The following is a 21,446-nucleotide window of genomic DNA, read 5'->3' on the forward strand; positions in this document are numbered from 1 at the left end:
GCGAGGCAGATGCGTGAGGCGTAGCCGCATTTCCATCGGTTTTTCCGAGAAGGAATTTGCCGAAGCGTTGGCACCCAGGGTCGCTACCGTGGGCACGAGGCCGGTGGATGCCGTTGAACAACTGCTCACACAAATTCTCGTCGAAAATCTTCGGCAGCAAACAGCTTTGGCGCTCCGGAAGATCCCCTCGGTGAAGCTTCACTCGATGTATTTCAAGGAGCGCTGTGCATCCTTAGCGCGGCTTGCGGACATCGGGTACGACACCTGGTATGCCGAACTGGCCTTTTCCACAACCAGAGAGAACATGGTTGACGGCGTTGAGATTGACACACAGGGTTTGCACCTAAGTCCCATAAATTGTGGCCCTGCAGGGCTGATCACACACCGACTTTGGTCGAAGCAGCTAAAAACGCAAACCAATCACATCCTGCGTTTGAACCACGTGACGATTCCGCCCAGCACGTTTCTTGAAACCAAGAAAATGATGGAGGCGATTTGCCTTGAGCAGCCGCTGGTCGCGAACCCTCGACCTGGTCCGCGTACGCAAGGCTATGAGTTTGGGATCGAGGGCTTTGAGTTTGTTGCATTCGATCATTTAGTTACCGGGAAGCGTTGTTTCTGTTCATGCGCTCGCCTAGCTCATGAAAAGATGATGTCAGAGGCTATAAGGATTGCATCTCATTCAGGCGCATGGACCCATCAGGTTGTTCGATTGTTGTCGGATGCGACCTACATCGACGAAATATGCCACCTGTGTATCGCCCGTCGCTCGGGACCGGAGGCTGCTGCCAGCTTCTACGGTGATGATATTGGGGAATTTATCACGCCGTATATCGATCAGCTGATGTTGATGTCTGGAATGGACAAGTCCACTGCGCGTTCCGAAGTCCAGTACACTCTTGGTGTTCGCCGATGGATGAGGGAGGCAGAAATGTACAGTCTGGTGAAAAAGCTATTTCCCGACCAAGTTATCCTGAGGGAGGCGTCGCCCCCATGGCTGGGGCGCCAACGATTTGACGTGTATCTGCCCGCCATCGGCCTTGCTCTGGAACACCATGGTGAGCAGCACTACAGAGCCATTACTGCATTTGGAGGAGAAGTGGCGCTAAAACGTAACATGGAACGCGACGCCTTAAAGAGAAGTCTCTGTGAACAAAATGCCGTCCAACTTGTCGAGATTCGATTTGATGAGCAAATGACACTACCGCTTCTTCGCCGAAAGCTGCGGCGTTTCATTATGGCCTAAATGTATCAATGACGGCCGCCTTCACGGCGATAATGTGAGATATTGATTTCAGTCGCAGCCTGGGGTGTAAAATGTTCTACGAACGCGGATGTAACAGAATATCTCGATTATCATCTTGCTTCGGAACTGGAGACCGATTTCGCGATTATGTTGATCGGCCCTTGGGGAGCTGTAACGATGCCAGTCACGAGAGTTGAGCGAATTGTCGGCGGCCTGGTCATCGGACGTGTCGAACGCGGCTCCGACGGCTACTACGCCTGTCATCATTTCGGATCAAACGTGGATCCCTTACCCCTTAATACCTTGGACGATGTTGCGGACTTCCTTCGAGCTCATCCTCGCGGCGGCGTGCGAATGTATCCAGGTCGGAAGAAGATTTCTCGCAACATCTATATCGATGGAATTTTCCTTCGGTGACAGGTGCGCGACCGCCGTTGTCCTGATAGTTTTGGAGGTCGCTACTCCCGATGCTGACGCATTGAATGTATCAGGCTTTCATGCATTACGGATCTCCTAGGAACGGTGGGCATTATGCGAAGAGACGAGGTTGGGGAGGACCTAGTGTCTCTCGCCTTTGACTTTCTCTATTTTTTTGCGCGTTTCGAATATGCGCTCAAGGCCAACGGTTACCTAAAGAAAACAGAGCCAGGTCAGCCCGCGGAGGCTGGGTGGAGACAATTTCGAGAGCGCTGGGAAGGAGATTATAAAAGCAGCGAAGCCGCTGTGGCGTTGATCGCGGCTAACCCGAAAAAGCAGATCATTGGCGACGATGGAATGCTGGCGTTTAGAGCTGTGGGTTTTCCCGCCAGTACTTGTGAGCTTGGGCAGGTTATCGGCTATTGCCAGACCGTCCGTAACAACCTCTTTCATGGTGGGAAGAGCAGTACCGACGGCTTCGATAGCCCGGAGCGTACGAAATGCTGCTTTCCATCGTTCTCGTCGTGCTCGAGGAACTGGCCAGCGCTTTCGATCTTGGTGCTGACTATACCGGCTACTACTAAAACGCTCATCGATGAAGAGTAGACGCAGGCGCTTGATAGGCAGAGGCGTGAACGTGGAATGTCGTTCAAGAACGCAGCAGGCGTGATTTTTTACTAGCCAACCTTGATGTGCATCAAAATGTGCATATATTGTGCATAAGATTGAGCGGAGATTAGGCATGGCGCAGGCTCAGACAGTACATTCATACACAGTTGTTTCCGGCTTTGTTGATAGCCTTCAGGAACCGCGGACGCCCTATATTTCGCCGTCTCGCTTGTCAAAGGCGCTCGGCGTCAAAGTCGCAAACCTTGCAGAATTGACCGGTGTCCATCGCAATACCCTGCGCAATCCCTCCTCCGAACGCTTGCAGGGCAGGATGCGGGAAATGATCAAGGCGATCTCTGCGGCCGCCGAGCTGACTGGTGATCTTGCGAAGGCAATCTACTGGTATCGAAATGAACCGATTGCCGATTATGGCCATCGCACGGCCGCGGAGCTTGTTGCCGATGGTGAGATAGAGGCTGTTCTTGCCTATATTCGGGACCTGGAGAATGGAGCGCGCGGGTGAAGATTACCCGCATCGGCCCGAACGCAGTCTTTCATCGGTATCTAACACCTAAATGGGCGTTTCTTCCAACCAGCGGCGCCGGGGCCGCTATTGACGGCGGTCGCTTCAATCGACCCGGCGTCGAGGCTCTCTATCTTTCCGAGGCCCCCCAAACCGCGCTCGAAGAATATCGACAGGGCGCGAGCATCACACCGCCGGCGACGCTTGCAGCGTACAAGATCACGCTCAGCGAAGTAGCCGATCTGTCGCAAGGTTTCGATCCGCTTCTTTGGGATGCAGCTTGGTCTCAATGGGATTGTGCATGGCGAAAAATCGCTCGCATCGACAAAAAGGTCCCTCCCTCCTGGAAGTTGGCAGACAAAGTCATTTCATCCGGCCTTCGGGGGCTGCTCTTTCCGTCACTAAGGCACGCTGGCGGAACTAATCTTGTAATTTTTTCTGCCAATCTCATCCCAGATGATGACGTGCATGTTCACGATCCAGACAATCGTTTGCCGCGCGATCAATTGTCCTGGCCGCACTAGCAGCAATAGATGCCGGCCGGCTTCGGGGGAGGGGAATGAAGCGCATTAGTATCAAAAGTGTTCAGCCTGGAGATATTCTCCTCACAGCTCGACCGGGAAAGATAAGCAAATCGATCCGCTTCAGCACGGGGGGCATCGTTTCACACGCGATGATCTGCGTGCAGCATGGTTCGTTTATCGATTCCACCGCGGACGGGGTACAGGCGCGCAACCTGCAGCGGGAGTTGTTCGAGGATGACGAGCAGGTTTTCCATTTCCGCCTGAAGGAAGCTCTCCCCCGCGAGGTACTTTCAAATGTAATCGATTTCGCGCGGGCCGAGATCGGTGCGCGTTATTCTGTGCCGGAGGCCATGCGGTCGGTCGCTGCTGTCCGAAAGCCGAGATCGAAGCGGCAATATTGCTCTCGTTTAGTGGCCCGCGTCTACAGAAACGCGGGCATCAATCTTGTGCCGGACGCAGACTATTGCTCGCCGGAGGATTTACGACGTAGTCGCTTGCTGGTGGAAATCCCGATAGAGACCGAAGCCGTGTCCGAGGAAGAATGGCGTTGGCTCGAAACCAATCGTAACCCGATCCGAGATACACATCAGGCCCACAAAGCCATTCTTGACGTCGCTCGTACGTTCGTTCCGGACTTGGAGAGCCTAAACGAACTCCATGCTTTACTCGTGGTTCGCCCTGAGGCTGATCCGGAGATTGCAGAGGTTCTGCGCGAGAGCGGCTACCTTGATCTGTGGCGCGGTGAAATAGCGGCTCACCCTTGGCGCTACGACCAGAGCCTAATCGCAACGATGTCCGCGCCCGAGCAGATGGCCGACATACGTGAATACTGCATAGGTACAGTGAGCGAGGCTTACAGCGGAGGCGTGCGGTTTTCCATTAACCTCATACAGTTGCAGATGCTAGAGACCCAGCACGGCGGTCAATCCCTCCGGCTGTTGGTGGACCTGTACGAAACTCTTGTGCTTAACGATCAGATCCGCAGGGAGGTCGCGTGTGCGTGGCTGTTGAAGCACTATCCTGACGACCTGAAGAAACAGTTGGAGCAGATCGAGCCGCACAGCGCCTATTGGTATTCGGTCGTTGATCGCGTCGAACCGAAGCTGGCCGCGTTGTCGCGCATGGTCGTCACGGCGGAAGGAAGTTCGGAAGTCTGCTCGTCATGCGGCGACCGGCCAGCCATGTCCTACCGTCTTGCGAATGGCGCTCAGACGATGCCGGGCGTACCCTCCCTGCGCCTGTGCAGCGACTGCATCGAGATACGGCGCGGTATGGGCAACATCCTGATGCCGTTCCTGCATTGACTTGGAAAGAGAATGGGACCGCAAACGAAGGCTGTGATAAAAGAGGATGCGCTGCTTTGGGTGAGTTAGGCCGTTCAGGAAACAGTGTTCTGGACCCAGCGCAACTGCGTCGGATCGAAGCCGTGCATCGCGGCTACTTATTCCAGCACCTCTATGCAGTTCAATGTTTGTTGTCAGCCGCAACCATCGCTGCGCGGGAGATCGCTGTCGAAAGCGACGAAGATGTAGAAATCCAACTCGATGGCATCCGTATCTATGTGCAGGTGAAACATCGGAAAGATGCCCTTGCGTGGGATGATATCGAGGGCGCGATGTCACGTTTTGCGGACCTTGCCGCTGATTCGACGTTAGCCTAAGACCTATCGACCGGCTATAGCCGAAGAAAAATAGCGGGATATATGCGCCGACTCGCCGGCTGTGTTGATGAAGGCTAGCTCGCGCGATCGTGGCCGTACATGCGGAGCCTTTTAACTAGCATCGTTGAGAAGGTGGCGCGTTTGTGATCCTTAATCCCGCCTGCCGTGTTCATGAGCAGATCCGTCAACAGCGCATTCGTTTTTCTGCAATGCACTTGAAGAAGCCGATTGCCGTGATATGGCGCCGTGTCCAGTAAGATTGCCAATCTCTGCGCCGGCGGGAGGGGCCTATTCCCTCGACCATCAGCGACATTTAGATCGCGACAAGTAGCGTCACCTCGCAAAGTTGGAGAAAAAGAGGGTGGCTGTATTTGATCCGCTGGGCTGGCAGGGGCGCTAGCGTTGGCGCTCGTTCATGCAGCCAACCTGCATTTCAAGTGTTGCAAAAGTAATAGATTAGCAGTGGAGACGCCCTTTTCATCTGAGTAAGGTTAGCGTGATTGAAGAAAAATGGAGCTTCTCATGCCGTCCAGCAGCCAACGAACACCTCCCCGAGAATCTGAGTCTGCTCGGGTGAAGAGTGATCCTGCGTCACCAAACCGAAACCTACCTTCCGATGTACTTGCAAAAGTTGCTACCTACGTTCCAACCCAGGATGTGGTCGAAACCGCACGAGATCTCGGAAATCTAGAGCGAACTGGCTCCGCAGGTCGCGAAGCTTTACGTCGAGGCCCTATCGGAATTTATCACGCTCGCGTGAAAAGGATTGGTACATCGGCAAAAGCAGTCTTCGATACAATCATCCCTGGGGAGCAATTGCCTGATTGGCAGGTGAACCGGCCATCTGAAACGGCAAGAACGCGGGCGGTAGGACCACTTCTGAAGTTTCAATCTGAGGCTGGAAAAGCACGATTCACAACCAACATCCTGAACCTCCCTCAGCCTGATCAGTGCGACGCAATTCTGAGCGTGATAAAGCATCTGGACGATCTTGGGGAAGTCAATAAGACGCGCTTAATCGAACGTTCGATCGAAATCTTGCAGCTTGATCCCCCTCTTACTTGGAACCAGGGTCAGAAATGCCCCGCCGCAGACGTATTGGTCCAGGGCGAGAAGCACTTAAACGACGACCAAAAAACTCGGGTACAACACGAGAGGAACAATCGCCCGGAGCTGCTGCGCCTGTTCCGCCGGGCTGTCGCAGACTTTGAGATTGAAAAAAACATGGCGGCGCATCCCCGCAGGTATCAAGACGCGAAAGAACCGGAGGTGAAACCTATCGACGAGGTGATTGACATAATCGAAAGATATAGTCGATCGGTCGTGACGAGAGGGCCAAATGCTATCGGCCTTCTGACGGCACACGAGAGTTTCGTCAAGAACGTCGGTGATGCCTACACCCGTACGCGCGCCGAATTCGATTCATCCTCCCGCGATCGGGACAGATCGGCATTGTCACGGTAACTCTCGGCAGCCGTTCCGTGTTGGCGTGAGTGGAGGGATTACAAGGTGACTTGTCCCCGCTGTGCTCCAGGTTTCATTCGTGTTTGGTGCAGTCAATCGGCATCGGCCTCGTTGCAAGCTGTGCTGGTCCGAGGAATGAGGATTGATTGGCACCCGGAACGGCTTTTCCAAGGGGAAAACGCCAGCCGCAATCCGCAGTAGGGGCTTTCATCGTGAGATTGACATAGGACAAGGCTCGACCGGAGATGTAGAACAGGAGCGCGTGGGCGTGCTGCCCGACGCTCGGGTCGTGCGTCCCAATAGCCAGCCTTGGATTGCTATCGGAGCCGGAAAATCCAACACTTTGTTTGTGTACTTTTCTACCACAGCACTGAATGGTGTGCCGTCCTGCAGCTTCAACACGGCACGATGTTCGAGAAGAAACGGTGGCAGGACCAGTGGTCCTCTCCGGTTCGCAGTTAATTCATTTCCCATGTCCCAGCCTTCTGGTAGAGGAGACCAAAGCAGATTGGAAGATAGGTTGGTGCGGGTGAAGTTAAGAGACTGAACGGCCCTGCCGAACGCTATATCACTGGTGCTCAACGCGTTATTCATTTCCATTGTCAGTCTCGCCGGAACATACCAGTTGTCGGCTTCTGATAGTACGCGATTTCCGCAAACCAGGCGAACGCGGCGATAAGCGATAGGCTCCTCTGATCCCACGGCAAGAAGTTCTCGGATACTGCTATCGGCGGGCGTGTCTTGTACGCGCACGCGCTGGGCAACGATCTTGGAGTCTTCCGGGGCGAGTTTGTGCGCGGCACACCAGCGATCGAGCGTCAAGGTGGCGCTAGGATTTCCCAGGAGATTTGCATTCAAGGTCTGGAGAACTGCGAGCGCCTCGATCCGAGCGGTTGGTGTGTCCGGCCATGGAGAGGCGGTGGAAGATTCTTGTGCCAAGGTATTCGCGGCCAGCACGAGCGCTATAGTCGATGCGATTGCTGTTACCTGCACAGACTTTAAGCAAAAATTCGACATACTGAATTACTCCCTGGATGTGCGTGGGCGAGTTGAATGTTGATCTTGGGGAGGACTGGAAGCATCGCTGTTCGCGGAGTGGCCAGCGGGGCAGTTTGTTCCGGCTTTCGTGTCTGCTCATGCATCTTCCGCCGGCCGCCCAATCGTTCTGATTGTCCACCGTTGAGTTCAGCTCGTTTGGTGTACTGGAACTTCTAGCGTTCCTTCGAGGTTGGTTAAATGTCAATCGTGTTACAAATGTAAAGCATTGCCTTCGGACGCGTTGCCGTTGGATGTCATACCGAAAAAACTACGTTGGCTTCTCATTACTTCAGGAAATTCGAGTGCACTTTGTTTCGGATTAAGACGTAGATGTATGTACCAAACGGCTTTCCCCCGGTCAGTCGCCCACTCCCACCGCATTGACATGGCAATTTCTGCAGTCGGTTATTGTATCACGACAAGCCATACCGCTTTGAGGCGCCAAGGCGTCGTTGGAAGTCGTCATCTCTCGACATTGGCAATGGGGTGCGGGTAGCTTTGGAACATTTGATCTGAATCCGCGTCAGGCGCGGCGCATTCGTAAACGAGAACCGATTCAAGCGTCGCCGCCTTGAACTCCTTCGGCGAGTGGCCGCCATCAGTTCTCATCATCGTCTTTTGCTTTCGAAGTGAAAGCTTCATATTGCTGTAGTGGATAAAAAAATTCACATCCGTAGGCAAAGTCCAAGAGCAACTGTTGAAAAAATGATCTTTGTAGCGCAACGGTTGGTCCCTCGATCTCTGAAGCGGTTGGCAATCTTGTCGATTGCGTGCCGTCGACACCAGCCGGCTCCAGATCCGAGCGGCTGTTTGCAGTACCTGGTTTTTCGTTCAGGCTCATGGTTCAGTCTCCTTGTACAGCTTTCACCCCCTATGCAATCTGAATGTGCTAAAATGATTTGCCGTGGGAGAAGGTCAGTTTCAGCTGTAATCCAACGGGGCTGGATGAATGCGGCTCGCTCTGCATTAGAGGCAGATATTGGTCCGAACCTGCTCGCAAAGTCGGGACAATCCCTTGTTTGCCAAACACTGTCGAGAGTGGTCCTCGCCGGTCGCCGTCAGGGGCCGCGTCTAAACGATAATCTGCGATCCCAGTTCAACAACCCGGTTGGCAGGAAGGTGAAAATAGTCTGATGGGAGTGAGGCCGCATTCGCAAGGAGGATGTAGAACCGGTCCTGCCAGTAGGGCATGCCTGAATTGGCGTCCGGCACCAGCTTGCGCCGGCCGAGATAGAATGAGGTCGACATGATGTCGAACTTCAGTCCGGCCTTGCGCAGCGTCGCGAGCGCCTGTGAGACGTTCTGCGATTCCATGAAGCCGAACAGCAGTTCGACGCGCGAGAAACGCTCGGAAATCTGCTCGACCTTGTAACGGTCCTGACTCGGCACACGCGGCTTGTTGACCGTGCGGATCGTCAGGATGACGTTGCGGTCGTGCAGCACGTGATTGTGCTTGAGATTGTGCAGCAGGGCGGCGGGTGCGGATTCCGGATCGCTGGTCAGGAAGATCGCCGTGCCGGGAACCTGGGCCGGCGAATGTTCGCTCTTGCGCTCGATCGAGCTGACGAAGGAGGCGAGCGGAATATCGGTGTGGCGGGTCTTTTCCATCAGGATCGCAGTGCCGCGGCGCCAGGTCCACATGATGACGGTAAAGGCCGTGGCGATCAGGATCGGGATATAGCCGCCGTCGTGGATCTTCAAAAGATTGGCGCCGAGGAAGATCAATTCGAGTATGACCAGCGGCGCCAGCGCGATCACCGCAACCGGCAGCGACCAGTTCCAACGGGCGCGAACGAATTCGAAGGCCATGATCGAGGTGACGACCATGGCGCCGGTGACGGAGATGCCATAGGCGGTCGCCAGCGCGTCCGAGGTTTTGAAACTCAGGACCAGGAAGATGACGCCGATGAACAGCACGGCATTGACCGAGGGCACGAAAATCTGCCCGGTATTGGTTTCCGAGGTGAAGAGGATTTCCCTGCGCGGCAGGAAGCCAAGGTTGATGCCCTGGCGCACCATCGAGAAAGCGCCTGTTATAACAGCCTGGCTGGCGATGATCGTCGCCGCGGTCGCCAGGATGACAACCGGCAGCAGCGCCCATTGCGGATACATCAGGTAGAAGGGATCCGACATCGTCTCCGGCTTGCCGAGCACGAGTGCGCCCTGCCCGAGATAGTTCAGCGTCAGCGACGGGAAGACCAGCAGGAACCAGGCCCACTGGATCGGGCGACGGCCGAAATGGCCGAGATCGGCATAAAGCGCCTCCGCACCCGTCACCGTCAGGAAGACGGCGCCGAGCACGACGACGCCGTAGAAGCCCTCATGCAGCAGGAAGCTGACGGCATAGTAAGGATTGAAGGCGGCAAGAATGCCGAAATCGTCCGAGATATGCGAAATGCCGGCGGCGGCCATGACGAGGAACCAGACGGCGGTGATCGGGCCGAAGAATTTGGCGACGGCGCCGGTGCCGCGCGATTGCACGACGAAGAGCAGCGCCAGGATCACCACCGAGATCGGCACGATATATTCCGAGAGCCTGGGCGTGACGAGCTTCAGGCCTTCGACCGCCGACAGCACCGACAGCGCCGGCGTGATCATCGCGTCGCCGAGGAAAAGCGCAGCCCCCAAGAGGCCGAGCAGCATCAGGATGGCGGTATGGCCGTTGGCGGTCTTCATCAAAAGAGCAAGCAGCGACAGCGTGCCGCCCTCGCCTTCGTTGTCGGCGCGCAGCAGGAAGAGCACATATTTGATGGTGACGATGATCGTCAGCGCCCAGATCATCAGCGAGATCAGGCTGATGACCTCGAAACGGGTGAGCCCGTCATGGGCCACCGGCTTCAACGCCTCGCGAAAGGCGTAGAGCGGGCTGGTCCCGATATCGCCGTAAACGACGCCGATGGAACCCAGCGTCAGATAGAACAGCTTTTTCGGCGTCATCTGGGATTCGGTCGGATGGCTTTCTGCGGACATGATTTCAACAGGCTCTTCGGAGCCCCAGCCTCCTTTTCCCGCATCGTTTAAAACGCAACAAAGGCTTTCGCAACGGCGTTGGAAAATTGACCGGTCGAAGAATTCTTTGATGATGCAGGCGTTTCTTTGAGGCCTTATCTCATGATCTCAACAGAGCTGAAACGTCGGATCGAGCTTCATCTGTAACGCTCACAAAGTTGCAAATCCGTTCGGCAAACTGATGCGCTGATCGAGGACCACTCGGGCTCTTAAAGCGACGAGTTTCGCAGGGGCGGCTTTCAGAATTGCCGATCGCAGACGCGGCGGCATACCAAGCCGCTTTGAACGACTTCAAATCGCGCGCTTCGCTGAGGACGTCAAATTTGATTTCATTTGTAACAGGGGACCACGCGTCGATTGAAATCCGAAGCGCGTTCAACATAAAAACATCGGGAAGACTTCCTTTTGAAACGTTTGGGTCAGCCTGTCATGTTCGTGCGTTCCGATGCTCTCTCCCGTATAAAGCCTTCTGCCACTATCGTTGTCTCGCAGAAGTTTCGCGAGCTTAAAGCTGAGGGCAGGGACGTGGTCCGCCTCAATATAGGAGAGCCGGATTTCGATACGCCCGACAATATCAAGACGGCCGCCATCGACGCGATCAACCGCGGCGAAACGAAGTACACGCCGGTGTCCGGTATCCCCGAGCTGCGCAAGGCGATCGCCTCCAAGTTCAAGCGCGAAAACGGTCTGGAATATTCCTGGGAGCAGACGATCGTTGGCACCGGCGGCAAGCAGATCCTGTTCAACGCCTTCATGGCGACGCTGAACCCGGGCGATGAAGTCGTCATCCCGGCGCCTTACTGGGTGTCTTATCCCGAGATGGTGGCGCTTTGCGGCGGCACGCCGGTTTTCGTTTCGGCCACCCAGGAGCATGACTTCAAGCTTCAGCCGGCGGATCTCGAAAAGGCGATCACGCCGAAGACCAAGTGGTTCATCTTCAACTCGCCGTCCAACCCGACGGGTGCGGCCTATACGCATGCGGAGCTGAAGGCGCTGACCAACGTGCTGATGCAGCATCCCCATGTCTGGGTGCTGACCGACGACATGTACGAGCACCTGACCTATAGCGACTTCAAGTTCGTCACGCCCGTTGAAGTCGAGCCCAGCCTCTACGACCGGACGCTGACGATGAACGGCGTCTCCAAGGCCTATGCAATGACCGGCTGGCGTCGGCTATGCCGCCGGCCCGCTCCAGCTCATCAAGGCCATGGACATGATCCAGGGGCAGCAGACCTCGGGTGCGACGTCGATCGCCCAGTGGGCGGCTGTCGAAGCGCTGAACGGCACCCAGGACTTCATCCCGGCGAACAAGAAGATCTTCGAAGGCCGCCGCGACCTCGTCGTCTCCATGCTGAACCAGGCCAAGGGCATCGTCTGCCCGGTGCCGGAAGGCGCCTTCTACGTCTATCCGTCCTGCGCCGGCCTGATCGGCAAGACGGCGCCGTCGGGCAAGGTCATCGAGACGGACGAGGATTTCGTTTCCGAGCTTCTGGAATCGGAAGGCGTTGACGTCGTTCACGGCTCGGCCTTCGGCCTCGGCGCGAACTTCCGCATCTCCTATGCGACGTCGGAAGCGCTTATCGAGGAAGCCTGCCGCCGCATTCAGCAGTTTTGCTCGAATTGCTCGTAAGAGCGTATCCTCCAGAGGTTATTTTATGAATGGTAGAGTTTCTCAAAAAGTGTCGGAAGAGTCCGGGCCAATGATATCGGCGTCGATCGACCCAGACAACGTTAGTATCGCGGACTTAGATCGGTTCGGCCACGCTATTTTTAAAGAATGGCGGCCGAAGCGGCCCTTCCTCCGCAGGCAGGACGGCGTATACCTCGTACTTAGGGCGGACGATGTATTGGGCTTAAGTAGTGACCCTCGGACCCGTCAGATAGAGACGGAACTGATGCTCAATCGGGGGGTCAACGAAGGAGCGGTCTTCGACTTCGTTCGCTACAGCATGCTTTTTTCAAACAAGGAAACCCACAGCAGGCGTCGCTCTCCTTTTACTCGGACTTTCGCATTCCGGATGATTGAAAATCTACGTCCGCAAATAAGGCAATTGACGGAGATCCTTTTTCGAGATTTGAAGGAGCTTGGTTCCTTCAATTTCGTGGGGGAATATGCTTCAAAGCTCCCAGCCGTTACGATAGCCAGCCTGTTAGGCCTCCCGCCAAGCGACATTCCCTATTTTACTCAACTCGTCTATCGCGTTGCTCGCTGCCTGAGCCCTTCATGGCGGGATGCCGACTTTCCGGACATCGAAAAATCAGCGGTCGAGTTTAAGAACTACGTGCAAGCGGTAATTGACGATCGCCGAACGGATCCGCGTGATGACTTCCTCTCATCCTACATAAACGCAACGCGAGAAGCGGAGGATCTCTCGCCCGTCGAAGGCCTAACCCAGCTGATGCTTATCATCTTGGCTGGAACTGACACGACCAAAACCGGCCTCACTGCACTGACCGGACAGCTTTTGCAACATCGACAGGCATGGGACGCACTGTTGAACGATGGTACTCTCGTGGCCGCCGCCGTCGAGGAGGGACTGCGCTTTGAGCCTCCAGTCGGATCCTATCCCCGTTCAACACTGGCAGATATTGATCTTGACGGGTTCATACTACCCAAAAATAGTCTTCTCGCACTTTGCACCATGTCCGCGCTAAGAGACGAGAAACACTATGTCCACCCTCAACTTTTCGATATTCATCGCAAGCAGATGCGCTGGCATATGGTATTTGGCACCGGTGAACATCGATGCCTTGGGGAAGCGTTGGCTCGTTTGGAATTGCAAGAAGGACTTGCTACGGTGCTTAGACATGCTCCCAATCTCTCGATTGAAGGTGAATGGCAGGCGGTACAGGGTCATGGAGGTGTGCGCCGAATTGCGGAGATGAGAGTTGGCTTCAATCGAGAAAATTGAAGCGAGTTGCTTTCTCTCGTTGGCTGATGGGAAGAAAGCGCATAGGAGTCGCCGCCAAATTCTTGTCGGACCAGCTTGGTTTGTTCGGTCGGTGTTTTTCACCGTGGATGCGGAGTAATGAGAAACTGGGTCAGACCACTGGGCTCCGTTGATTCCGCGAAATCTGCTTAGTTGGATTGGCTGTCAGAAGGAGAGGTGACCGCATGATTTGGGATCATTTATCACCTTCCCGAAGGGTTCTGCTTGATATCAAATCGTGGTCTGTATTGGTACTGGTAATTGCCTCGATATCTTTTGCGGTTCTGGCCATAGGATCTTGGCAAGACAACGAAAGCAACGAAGCGATCCTGACAGAGCTGCAATCGATCGACGTGGATTGCGCGATGCTGCAGCGGAATGTGTTGCGTGCTCACGCCGGCCTTCTTCGGAATTACCATCCTCTTATCGTCCCTCTGGGGCGACTGCGCACGAGCGTCGCAGATTTACAGCAGCTTTTTAGGCGGGCGGGCCTCGACGGGGCCGGTGAATTTTCTGAATTGCTGGCGCGGGTGAAGAGCTCAGTAGATGCGACCGACGCAGCCGTTGCAGCGTTCGGTACGCAAAATGTAATGTTCCAGGATTCGTTGGCGACCTTTAACCAGTCGATAGCTTCGCTTCCGAGGTCTTTGGATACGAGGGATTTGAACTCGCTAGAAGTCGCTGAGTTGGGCTATCTGATGCTCCAGTTTTCGTCTCAGCCAAATTTCGAGTTTGCACGGGAAATCAACCAACGTCTCGACCGGCTTCAGGTTTCGGCGAACGGGGATAAGGCAGGCGTCAAGGAGATCGTTCGCAGTGGGAGGATTATCCTGACTCTACTGCCGCGATTGAAAGACACCGTTGGAGTGATCCAAACTTCTGAAACCATCGACAACACGAAGAAGTTGCAGCGAGCATACCTTGAAGCTTATAGCTTGGCCAGCGCGGGTGAACAGCGGGTACGGGTCTTCCTCGGCGCAGTTTCGGTTTTCTTTTGCTTTTGCATAATTTCCCTAGTCCATAGGTTACATCTGCGAACCAAGGTGTTGACGAGACGACTGGACTTCGAAGAAGTGATCAAAAAGATTGGGCTTTGCTTCGAAGATGCTTCAGAAGCAAAACCGTCGTTGGAATCCTCAACGAATGCCGCGTTGGGAATTATCCAATTATTCTTTGAAGCTCATCAATGCGCGCTGGGACTGGTCAACATCAATGAGAATGACGTTGGCGTCACCTTTTTTGGAAGCACTCCTGCGCCAGAGTGGAACGAACAACGGGTGCGCGAAATTGTTTCCACGGTAGGGGCCGAGGACGGCGGGCGGATTTTCCGAGCCTATCCTCAACGAAAAGCGAGCTGCTTCGGTGAGGACTCTCCATTTCTGTGGGTGCTGCTTGCGTTCAAGGTATCCGATCGAATAGTCGCTGTCTTTGGCCTGGGATTTGATCGAGAGCATCTACAGACGCCGACCGCACGTGAAATGCAGCTGATGGAACTAGCGGCTGCATGTGTTAGCCACTATGCGGTCATTCGGCGCAAGCAGTCCCAGCGAGATATTCTGGAACGTCGTTTGAAACATGCGGAACGGCTTGAAGCAGTTGGTACGCTTGCCGGCGGCATTGCGCATGAATTTAACAACATTTTGGGTGCAGTTCTGGGTTACGCGGAAATGGCACACAACGTTCTGCGCCGTCGTACTCATGCTCGAGACTACATCGATCACATCATTTCTGAAGGCAATCGAGCGCGGTTGATTGTCAACCAGATCCTTGCCCTTAGTCGAAAGCGGGATCGAACAACAAAACCATTCGATCTTTCGGAGTTAGTGACCGTGATCGCGCCGTCGTTACGTGTTGCGTTGCCTCCGGGCGTCGAGCTCGATTTCAAATATCAGAGCGCTCCAATGGTTATCGAAGGAAACTCACTTGAGGTCGAGCAAATACTGATGAATTTGTGCAAAAACTCTGCTGAAGCATGCCGAGAGTTAGGGCGTGTGGAGGTCAGCGTTAGGAGGTCTGTCGTACGGAAACACAAGGTTCTTACAAACGGTACTATTCCCACCGGCGAGTATATCCTTCTTTCAGTTGAGGATAACGGCGCAGGCATAACAGAGGCGGTATTATCGCACATTTTCGAGCCTTTTTTTACTACCCGCGCCCGCAGCGGTGGCACGGGCCTGGGATTATCCACGGTTCACGGTCACGTTAGCGCGATGGCTGGTTACATCGACGTGGTATCAACTGTCGGCAGAGGTACGCGCTTCGACGTCTACTTGCCACCTTCGTCGAAGCAGCCGGTAAATTCAGAGAGTTTTTTTGACCCTGGAAGAATCCCGCTTGGGAACGGCGAGATTGTCGCGGTGGTCGAACCCGACTTAGCCACGCTGGAAATGTACGAGGAAAAGATCGCGGCGCTGGGCTATGAGCCAGTCGGCTTTAACACGTTGGATGGTTTAATCGACTGGGTGTTGGAAGGAAAAGAACCTGATCTTGTTCTAATTGATCAACCGTCTTTGCTGGATGGAGACGGTGCAGGGTCCTTAATCTCAAAGCTGGCAAAAGCGCCCATCATCATTATTGGCGAAAACCAGAAAAATGTTCCCCTTTCTGCGGATCGCGAGGGATCTGCCCGTTTTTTGGAAAAGCCGATTTCAGCAAAGACTCTCGCCTATGTCGTTCGTGCGAATATCAGAACTGAACGAATGGTCGGCTCGAATAGCAGCGGAATCGTGATTGCGTCATAAACCGATACGCCCTCTGAACAGAAGCCGGCCGCACAACGCGATTGCTTATTAATTTAATCCCCAGTCGCGGAATCAGCCGGTCAGTCCCGACATCCGCAACAACGCAACTCCGGTTGCGGCTGCAATCACCGCCAGTGATATACAGGCAAAAAACCGGTAAACCTGCTCTTTTGATGTTAAGAGGAGATGGATCGAAGCGATCATCAGAAGGAAAATCGTCGCAAGTGCGCCATACGCCCAATACTCGTTCGAATAAAGCCATGTTCCCAAAGCCAACAGACCGCAAACAAAAAAAACGAGTTCGAGCTTTTGCAAGACAACACCTCAAAAAGATCTCGTTGTGATCCTAGGACATCGGTCTCGCAGGTCAATACTGCGATCGCGTTTCATGCAACGGACTTGATGTATCTGCCGCGCGGCACTAGGAGACGTGAGGAACGGCCCCCTGTCTAGGGTGCAGTCGGTGCCGATCTCCGCTTCGGGGGCGCTTTGCGAAATCTCCTGCGGCTGCACCATCCTCCGCGCCAGCCTGCGAAAATTTTCGAAAACCGCCGCTATGGTGAATTCGCTCTCATGGCCTAGGGATCACCGCTTGGGCCGCCGATTCCCTCGATTCAAGAAATCAAACGGCTTCGCTTCGATGCTTCAAATGAAACCGAGAGGTAAGATAATAAAATCAGAAAGTAACAGACACCTCCCATAGTCGCGACTGTTAGCGATCGAGTCATTTCATGCTGACCAAGATCATTGCGATACAGTGGGGAATAAACAATGCGGAAGACGGCAGGATCTTTCGGGATCATTTTTCTGATGGTCCAGCCAAGCAAAGCTGCGCCGCTCTCGTTCGCTGAATTTAACCAACTCGCTCGCGAATGCGCACCTTCAGTCGCTCCATCGACGCTTGGAGCGATTGCGAAGGTTGAAAGTCAGTTTGATCCGCTCGTGCTGCATGACAATACCACCGGCGAAACTTTACATGGCAAGAATCCGGCGGATGCTACGCAAAGCGTAAACAATCGCGTCGCAGCAGGGCATTCAGTCGATGTAGGCCTAATGCAAGTGAACTCGAAAAATTTCGCGAACTTGGGCTTGACTGCCGGCAATGCAATCAACCCTTGCGTGTCCCTGTCGGCGGCGGCGGACCTGCTCGTACGGCATTATAGTGGCGGCGACACGGTAGAGTCAGAACAACTTGCCATCCGGCGAGCAATTTCGGCTTACAATACCGGCAACCCGACACGCGGCTTCGCGAACGGCTATGTGCGGAGGGTCGAAGTGGCGGCTCAGCTACTCGTCCCCCCGCTGGCTCAGTCGGGGAAAAAAGGCGACCGTGATGAGCGGAGTCCAGAAGAACCCTGGAACGTCTGGGGTTCATACGACCGCTCCCACTCAGCAGTCGGTTCGTCCGCGCCGCCAGAGGCGCAGCAGCCGAATGAGCGCAAATCCCCCGAACAAGATCAAGTTTTCGAACCGAATGATGGAGATGCACCATAATGGCATGGCTTGAAGGATACCGCGCACCGTCGAAATTCCGTGGCCTCTGGCACAGAGCTGTGCGCCTGCTGGCTCCGCACGTGCCGAGCGTCACCGGCGCGATCGGCTGGAGCTTGTTTTTCTGCGAGCCAGCTGCCGCGCAGGCCGCTGGGGGCACTGACCCCGCCACCATGGTCAACAATATCTGCACGTTTATTCTCGGTCCGTTTGGTCAATCGCTCGCCGTTCTTGGTATCGTAGCCATCGGGGTATCGTGGATGTTCGGCCGAGCTTCCCTTGGTCTGGTAGCAGGTGTTGTTGGCGGGATCGTTATCATGTTTGGAGCCAGCTTTCTCGGCCAAACACTGACAGGGGGCGGGGGATGAATGCCGATCTTGAAGAAGCCACACTCTACTTGGCGGCAACGAGACCTGCATTGTTCTTTGGGGTACCGCTGACGCTTGCTGGAGTTTTCATGATGTTGGCGGGGTTTCTCATCGTTGTTGTGCAGAACCCCCTCTATGAAATTGTTCTCTTGCCGCTGTGGCTTGGAGCGCGGCTCATCGTAGAGCGGGACTATAACGCGGCAAGCGTGGTCTTGCTGTTTCTCCAGACGGCAGGGAGAAGCGTTGACGGCCATGCGTGGGGCGGCGCGAGCGTCAGTCCCAACCCCATCAGAGTGGCGTCGCGAGGAAGAGGAATGACGTAATGTTCGGAGCAAGCGGACGGACCGAGAGATCTGGGGAAATCTACCTGCCTTACGTAGGGCACCTCAGCGACCATGTCGTTCTTCTAGAGGACGGTTCCATCTTGACCATGGCGCATATCAGTGGCCTTCCCTTCGAACTGGAGGAAGTAGAGGTCCGAAATGCGCGCTGCCGTGCCTTTAACACGCTCTTTCGCAATATTGCCGATGATAACGTCTCAGTATATGCCCATCTCGTCCGTCACAACGATGTGCCAGTACCGCCGGTACGCCATTTTCGCAGCACCTTCGCGTCAAGCCTAAGCGAAACGTTCGAGCGGCGTGTTCTGTCTGGTAAACTGTTTCGAAACGACCACTTCCTCACGCTCATTGTCTCTCCTCGCACCGCTCTCGGTAAAGTGGGAAGCAGATTCACCAGGCGCTATGGGAAGAACCCAGGCGATCTTGCGCATCAGATCCGACATCTGGAGGATCTTTGGAACGTTGTCGCTGGCGCGCTTGATGGGTATGGACTTCGTCGACTTGGCATCCGAGAAAAAAATCAGGTGCTTTTCACGGAAATTGGTGAAGCCCTTCGCCTGATAATGACTTGTCGTTTTTTACCGGTGCCGGTCGTTAGCGGATCCCTCGGCGCCTCAGTTTATACCGACCGGGTCATCTGCGGCAAGCGTGCCCTCGAGATTAGAGCGCCGAAAGATCGTTACGTTGGATCTATCTTTTCATTCCGCGAGTACCCGGCAAAGACGCGGCCCGGAATGCTTAACACACTCCTGTCATCAAGTTTTCCGCTCGTTTTGAGCCAGAGTTTCTCTTTCCTCACACGTGCACAGGCTCACGCCAAGCTCAGCCTCAAATCGAACCAGATGACTAGCTCCGGTGACAAGGCGGTCACCCAGATCGGTGAACTCGCCCAAGCAGAAGATTCATTGGCCAGTAGCGAATTCGTCATGGGTTCGCATCATCTCAGCCTTTGTGTCTATGGCGATGATCTCGATACCCTTGCCGACTATGGTGCGCGAGCCCGCACGAGCTTGTCGGACGCGGGCGCGGTTATCGTGCAGGAAAGCATTGGAATGGAGGCTGCATACTGGTCTCAGCTTCCAGGAAACCACAGATGGCGTACCCGTCCCGGAGCGATCACTTCACGCAACTTTGCCGGCTTGGTTTCATTCGAGAACTTCCCTATCGGAAGGAAGTCGGGCCATTGGGGAGGTGCGGTTGCTCGTTTCCGTACAAACGGCGGGACGCCCTTCGATTATATTCCGCACGAAAACGACGTGGGCATGACCGCGATCTTCGGGCCGATTGGCAGGGGAAAAACGACACTTATGACCTTCATCCTGGCGATGCTTGAGCAGAGCGTGGTTGACCGCAGCGGGACGATCGTTTTTTTCGATAAGGATCGTGGCGGTGAACTGCTTGTGCGCGCCACCGGGGGCACGTACCTCACGTTACGACGAGGTGTCCCAAGCGGCCTTGCACCTTTGCGCGGCCTAGAGGATACGGCAGCGGCGCGGGACTTTCTCCGCGAGTGGATCGTGGCGCTGATTGAAAGCGACGGCAGGGGGGGAATTTCGCCGGAGGAAAATCGCCGCTTAGAGCGCGGTATCCAACGGCAACTTTCGTTTGAGCCTAACATGAGATCCCTTGCGGGCTTAAGGGAGTTCTTATTGCACGGGCCCTCCGAAGGTGCGGGAGCTAGATTGCAGCGGTGGTGCCGAGGCAACGCTCTTGGCTGGGCGTTTGACGGCGAATCGGACGAAGTGAAGTTAGATCCTTCGATTACGGGCTTCGATATGACCCATCTCCTCGAATATGAGGAGGTATGCGCGCCGGCCGCAGCATACCTTTTGCATCGAATAGGAGCGATGGTAGATGGCCGACGCTTCGTCATGAGCTGCGATGAGTTTCGTTCCTACCTGCTTAATCAGAAATTCGCAGCAGTCGTCGACAAGTTCCTGCTGACCGTCCGGAAGAACAACGGAATGTTAGTTCTTGCGACGCAGCAACCCGAGCACGTACTTGATTCACCATTGGGCGCAAGCCTCGTAGCACAATGTATGACCAAAATCTTCTACCCATCACCCACTGCAGACCGCTCTGCTTACATAGACGGGTTGAAGTGCACCGAGCGAGAATTTCAGGCTATTCGCGAGGAGATGGCGATTGGCAGCCGCAAATTTCTGCTGAAGCGCGAGAGCGGAAGTGTTGTGTGCGAATTCGATCTGCGCGACATGCCGGAATACGTCGCCGTACTATCCGGGCGTGCCAATACGGTGCGTTTTGCCCAGCAGTTGCGCGAGACGCATGGAGAGGAACCCTCTGCCTGGCTGGAAAAATTCATGACGCGCTACCATGAGGCACAGGATTGATCTGGAGTTCGAAGTCATGAATATTACGAAGCTCGTAATAAACGCACTTTTCATATGCCTTGTTCTGTCGGGGACTGCCAAGGCGCAGTTTGTTGTCAGCGACCCTGCAACGGAGGCCGAAACGCTGACGACAGCGATCAATACTGCGGCGAACCTCGAGCAATTGATCACGATGGTGACAATGTTGACCTCGCCCTTTGGCGTCACCGGCATGTTATCAGCGATCGACCAGAAAAACCAATATCCCTCTGCCGGCCAACTCGACAAGGAAATGTTTTCGCCGCAGATGCCTGCTTCGACAACTGCGCGTGCAATTACCTTAGATGCCGATCGCGCAGTCGTGGGCGACGACGCTGAAGGAAATCTTTTGCGACAGCAGATTGCAGGCGCCGCAAATGCTGCCGGTGTCGCGGCTGACAATCTGGATGCAATGGACAAGCGCCTTGCGGCAAATTCTGAGACATCGGGCCAGCTCTCCCGCTCACGCAATATCATGCAGGCCACCGTCACCAACGGTTTGCTTCTCAAACAGATCCATGACGCAATTATTCAAAACATTCAGGCGACCAGCCTGTTGACGATGACCACCGCACAGGCGGGGCTGCACGAGGCGGAGGAGGCGGCGACCCAACGAAAGGAACATCAGGCAACTGCGCTTATATTTGGCGCCGCTCAACTGCACTGATCCGCTACTGTTCATTCAGGGCCCTCTTTCTCCGTAGAAAATCGAAGCT

At 54.9% G+C, this 21,446-nt stretch carries 20 protein-coding genes and 1 pseudogene; 16 read left to right on the top strand and 5 right to left on the bottom strand.

Going from position 1 to position 21,446, the window contains the following annotated elements:
• Positions 1-13: 13 nt before the first annotated feature.
• The 8 genes from M0412_RS24975 to M0412_RS25010 all read left to right on the top strand — a co-directional run bounded on the left by M0412_RS24975 (position 14) and on the right by M0412_RS25010 (position 6,443).
• Entirely contained in the window at positions 14-1,246 is a 1,233-nt protein-coding gene (locus M0412_RS24975; protein WP_077768115.1) for a hypothetical protein, read from the top strand.
• Positions 1,247-1,288: 42 nt separating this feature from the next.
• Complete coding sequence (locus M0412_RS24980) at positions 1,289-1,663, top strand: hypothetical protein (protein WP_142843416.1); 375 nt, start codon at positions 1,289-1,291, stop codon at positions 1,661-1,663.
• Between the two features lie 144 nt (positions 1,664-1,807).
• Complete coding sequence (locus M0412_RS24985; protein ID WP_142843417.1) at positions 1,808-2,269, top strand: hypothetical protein; 462 nt, start codon at positions 1,808-1,810, stop codon at positions 2,267-2,269.
• A gap of 136 nt (positions 2,270-2,405) precedes the next feature.
• A complete protein-coding gene (locus tag M0412_RS24990; RefSeq protein WP_010900332.1) occupies positions 2,406-2,795 on the top strand; it encodes a hypothetical protein in 390 nt (129 codons plus the stop codon).
• The gene (locus M0412_RS24995) at positions 2,792-3,319 is read left to right on the top strand and encodes an RES family NAD+ phosphorylase (protein ID WP_077768113.1); all 528 of its coding nucleotides are present in this window, start codon (positions 2,792-2,794) and stop codon (positions 3,317-3,319) included. Before M0412_RS24990 ends, M0412_RS24995 begins: the two co-directional genes overlap by 4 nt.
• Positions 3,320-3,354: 35 nt before the next feature.
• On the top strand, positions 3,355-4,623 hold the full coding sequence (locus M0412_RS25000) for a YiiX/YebB-like N1pC/P60 family cysteine hydrolase (RefSeq protein ID WP_012476023.1): 1,269 nt from the start codon (positions 3,355-3,357) through the stop codon (positions 4,621-4,623).
• 56 nt (positions 4,624-4,679) lie between these two features.
• Entirely contained in the window at positions 4,680-4,979 is a 300-nt protein-coding gene (locus tag M0412_RS25005) for a hypothetical protein (protein WP_077768112.1), read from the top strand.
• A gap of 522 nt (positions 4,980-5,501) precedes the next feature.
• Entirely contained in the window at positions 5,502-6,443 is a 942-nt protein-coding gene (locus M0412_RS25010; protein ID WP_077768177.1) for a hypothetical protein, read from the top strand.
• A 207-nt stretch (positions 6,444-6,650) separates the two neighbouring features.
• Here M0412_RS25010 and M0412_RS25015 read toward each other — a convergent pair whose 3' ends face one another.
• The 4 genes from M0412_RS25015 to M0412_RS25030 all read right to left on the bottom strand — a co-directional run bounded on the left by M0412_RS25015 (position 6,651) and on the right by M0412_RS25030 (position 10,451).
• Positions 6,651-7,460 carry a hypothetical protein gene (locus M0412_RS25015; RefSeq protein ID WP_010900336.1) on the bottom strand — a complete coding sequence of 270 codons (810 nt, stop codon included), beginning with the start codon at positions 7,458-7,460 and terminating at the stop codon, positions 6,651-6,653.
• Positions 7,461-7,943: 483 nt separating this feature from the next.
• Positions 7,944-8,093, bottom strand: a complete 150-nt coding sequence (locus tag M0412_RS25020; RefSeq protein ID WP_161991479.1) for a hypothetical protein — start codon at positions 8,091-8,093, stop codon at positions 7,944-7,946.
• Positions 8,080-8,322 (bottom strand): hypothetical protein, encoded by a 243-nt coding sequence (locus tag M0412_RS25025; RefSeq protein WP_142843418.1) that lies wholly within the window; start codon positions 8,320-8,322, stop codon positions 8,080-8,082. The genes M0412_RS25020 and M0412_RS25025 overlap by 14 nt, the downstream gene beginning before the upstream one ends.
• Positions 8,323-8,552: 230 nt before the next feature.
• On the bottom strand, positions 8,553-10,451 hold the full coding sequence (locus M0412_RS25030) for a potassium transporter Kup (RefSeq protein ID WP_012476026.1): 1,899 nt from the start codon (positions 10,449-10,451) through the stop codon (positions 8,553-8,555).
• A 468-nt stretch (positions 10,452-10,919) separates the two neighbouring features.
• Here M0412_RS25030 and M0412_RS25035 point away from each other — a divergent pair.
• The 3 genes and pseudogenes from M0412_RS25035 to M0412_RS25045 all read left to right on the top strand — a co-directional run bounded on the left by M0412_RS25035 (position 10,920) and on the right by M0412_RS25045 (position 16,161).
• Positions 10,920-12,120 (top strand): annotated as a pseudogene (locus M0412_RS25035) (pyridoxal phosphate-dependent aminotransferase).
• Positions 12,121-12,145: 25 nt separating this feature from the next.
• Positions 12,146-13,402 carry a cytochrome P450 gene (locus M0412_RS25040; protein WP_234886495.1) on the top strand — a complete coding sequence of 419 codons (1,257 nt, stop codon included), beginning with the start codon at positions 12,146-12,148 and terminating at the stop codon, positions 13,400-13,402.
• Between the two features lie 203 nt (positions 13,403-13,605).
• Positions 13,606-16,161, top strand: a complete 2,556-nt coding sequence (locus tag M0412_RS25045; protein ID WP_010900341.1) for a two-component system VirA-like sensor kinase — start codon at positions 13,606-13,608, stop codon at positions 16,159-16,161.
• Between the two features lie 72 nt (positions 16,162-16,233).
• Here the strand turns inward: M0412_RS25045 and M0412_RS25050 are convergent, their stop codons facing one another.
• Positions 16,234-16,476: a hypothetical protein gene (locus tag M0412_RS25050; protein WP_077768110.1), complete on the bottom strand. Its 243-nt coding sequence runs from the start codon at positions 16,474-16,476 to the stop codon at positions 16,234-16,236.
• A 456-nt stretch (positions 16,477-16,932) separates the two neighbouring features.
• On the opposite strand from M0412_RS25050, the gene M0412_RS25055 reads away from it, so the two are divergent.
• Genes M0412_RS25055 through virB5 form a run of 5 tightly spaced genes read left to right on the top strand, consistent with a single transcriptional unit; the run spans position 16,933 to position 21,397 of the window.
• Positions 16,933-17,655, top strand: coding sequence for a type IV secretion system lytic transglycosylase VirB1 (locus M0412_RS25055; protein WP_010900342.1), 723 nt, complete (start codon positions 16,933-16,935; stop codon positions 17,653-17,655).
• On the top strand, positions 17,655-18,020 hold the full coding sequence (gene virB2 / locus M0412_RS25060) for a pilin major subunit VirB2 (RefSeq protein ID WP_010900343.1): 366 nt from the start codon (positions 17,655-17,657) through the stop codon (positions 18,018-18,020). Before M0412_RS25055 ends, virB2 begins: the two co-directional genes overlap by 1 nt.
• A complete protein-coding gene (locus M0412_RS25065) occupies positions 18,017-18,343 on the top strand; it encodes a type IV secretion system protein VirB3 (protein WP_010900344.1) in 327 nt (108 codons plus the stop codon). The genes virB2 and M0412_RS25065 overlap by 4 nt, the downstream gene beginning before the upstream one ends.
• Positions 18,343-20,712 carry a VirB4 family type IV secretion/conjugal transfer ATPase gene (locus M0412_RS25070; protein WP_077768109.1) on the top strand — a complete coding sequence of 790 codons (2,370 nt, stop codon included), beginning with the start codon at positions 18,343-18,345 and terminating at the stop codon, positions 20,710-20,712. The genes M0412_RS25065 and M0412_RS25070 overlap by 1 nt, the downstream gene beginning before the upstream one ends.
• Positions 20,713-20,728: 16 nt before the next feature.
• Positions 20,729-21,397, top strand: a complete 669-nt coding sequence (gene virB5, locus M0412_RS25075; RefSeq protein WP_012476031.1) for a pilin minor subunit VirB5 — start codon at positions 20,729-20,731, stop codon at positions 21,395-21,397.
• Positions 21,398-21,446: the final 49 nt, after the last annotated feature.

The sequence above is a fragment of the Agrobacterium sp. O3.4 genome, assembly GCF_041414895.1.
Classification (GTDB): domain Bacteria; phylum Pseudomonadota; class Alphaproteobacteria; order Rhizobiales; family Rhizobiaceae; genus Agrobacterium; species Agrobacterium cucumeris.

What these genes read in the sequence shown, in the direction of transcription:
- M0412_RS25040 (WP_234886495.1), top strand. Translation starts at nt 12,146, where the DNA reads ATGAATGGTAGAGTTTCTCAAAAAGTGTCGGAAGAGTCCGGGCCAATG.
- virB2 (WP_010900343.1), top strand. Translation starts at nt 17,655, where the DNA reads ATGGCATGGCTTGAAGGATACCGCGCACCGTCGAAATTCCGTGGCCTC.
- M0412_RS24990 (WP_010900332.1), top strand. Translation starts at nt 2,406, where the DNA reads ATGGCGCAGGCTCAGACAGTACATTCATACACAGTTGTTTCCGGCTTT.
- M0412_RS25055 (WP_010900342.1), top strand. Translation starts at nt 16,933, where the DNA reads ATGCGGAAGACGGCAGGATCTTTCGGGATCATTTTTCTGATGGTCCAG.
- M0412_RS25000 (WP_012476023.1), top strand. Translation starts at nt 3,355, where the DNA reads ATGAAGCGCATTAGTATCAAAAGTGTTCAGCCTGGAGATATTCTCCTC.
- M0412_RS25065 (WP_010900344.1), top strand. Translation starts at nt 18,017, where the DNA reads ATGAATGCCGATCTTGAAGAAGCCACACTCTACTTGGCGGCAACGAGA.
- M0412_RS25010 (WP_077768177.1), top strand. Translation starts at nt 5,502, where the DNA reads ATGCCGTCCAGCAGCCAACGAACACCTCCCCGAGAATCTGAGTCTGCT.
- M0412_RS25020 (WP_161991479.1), bottom strand. Translation starts at nt 8,093, where the DNA reads ATGATGAGAACTGATGGCGGCCACTCGCCGAAGGAGTTCAAGGCGGCG.
- M0412_RS25030 (WP_012476026.1), bottom strand. Translation starts at nt 10,451, where the DNA reads ATGTCCGCAGAAAGCCATCCGACCGAATCCCAGATGACGCCGAAAAAG.
- M0412_RS25015 (WP_010900336.1), bottom strand. Translation starts at nt 7,460, where the DNA reads ATGTCGAATTTTTGCTTAAAGTCTGTGCAGGTAACAGCAATCGCATCG.
- virB5 (WP_012476031.1), top strand. Translation starts at nt 20,729, where the DNA reads ATGAATATTACGAAGCTCGTAATAAACGCACTTTTCATATGCCTTGTT.
- M0412_RS25045 (WP_010900341.1), top strand. Translation starts at nt 13,606, where the DNA reads ATGATTTGGGATCATTTATCACCTTCCCGAAGGGTTCTGCTTGATATC.
- M0412_RS25070 (WP_077768109.1), top strand. Translation starts at nt 18,343, where the DNA reads ATGTTCGGAGCAAGCGGACGGACCGAGAGATCTGGGGAAATCTACCTG.
- M0412_RS25025 (WP_142843418.1), bottom strand. Translation starts at nt 8,322, where the DNA reads ATGAGCCTGAACGAAAAACCAGGTACTGCAAACAGCCGCTCGGATCTG.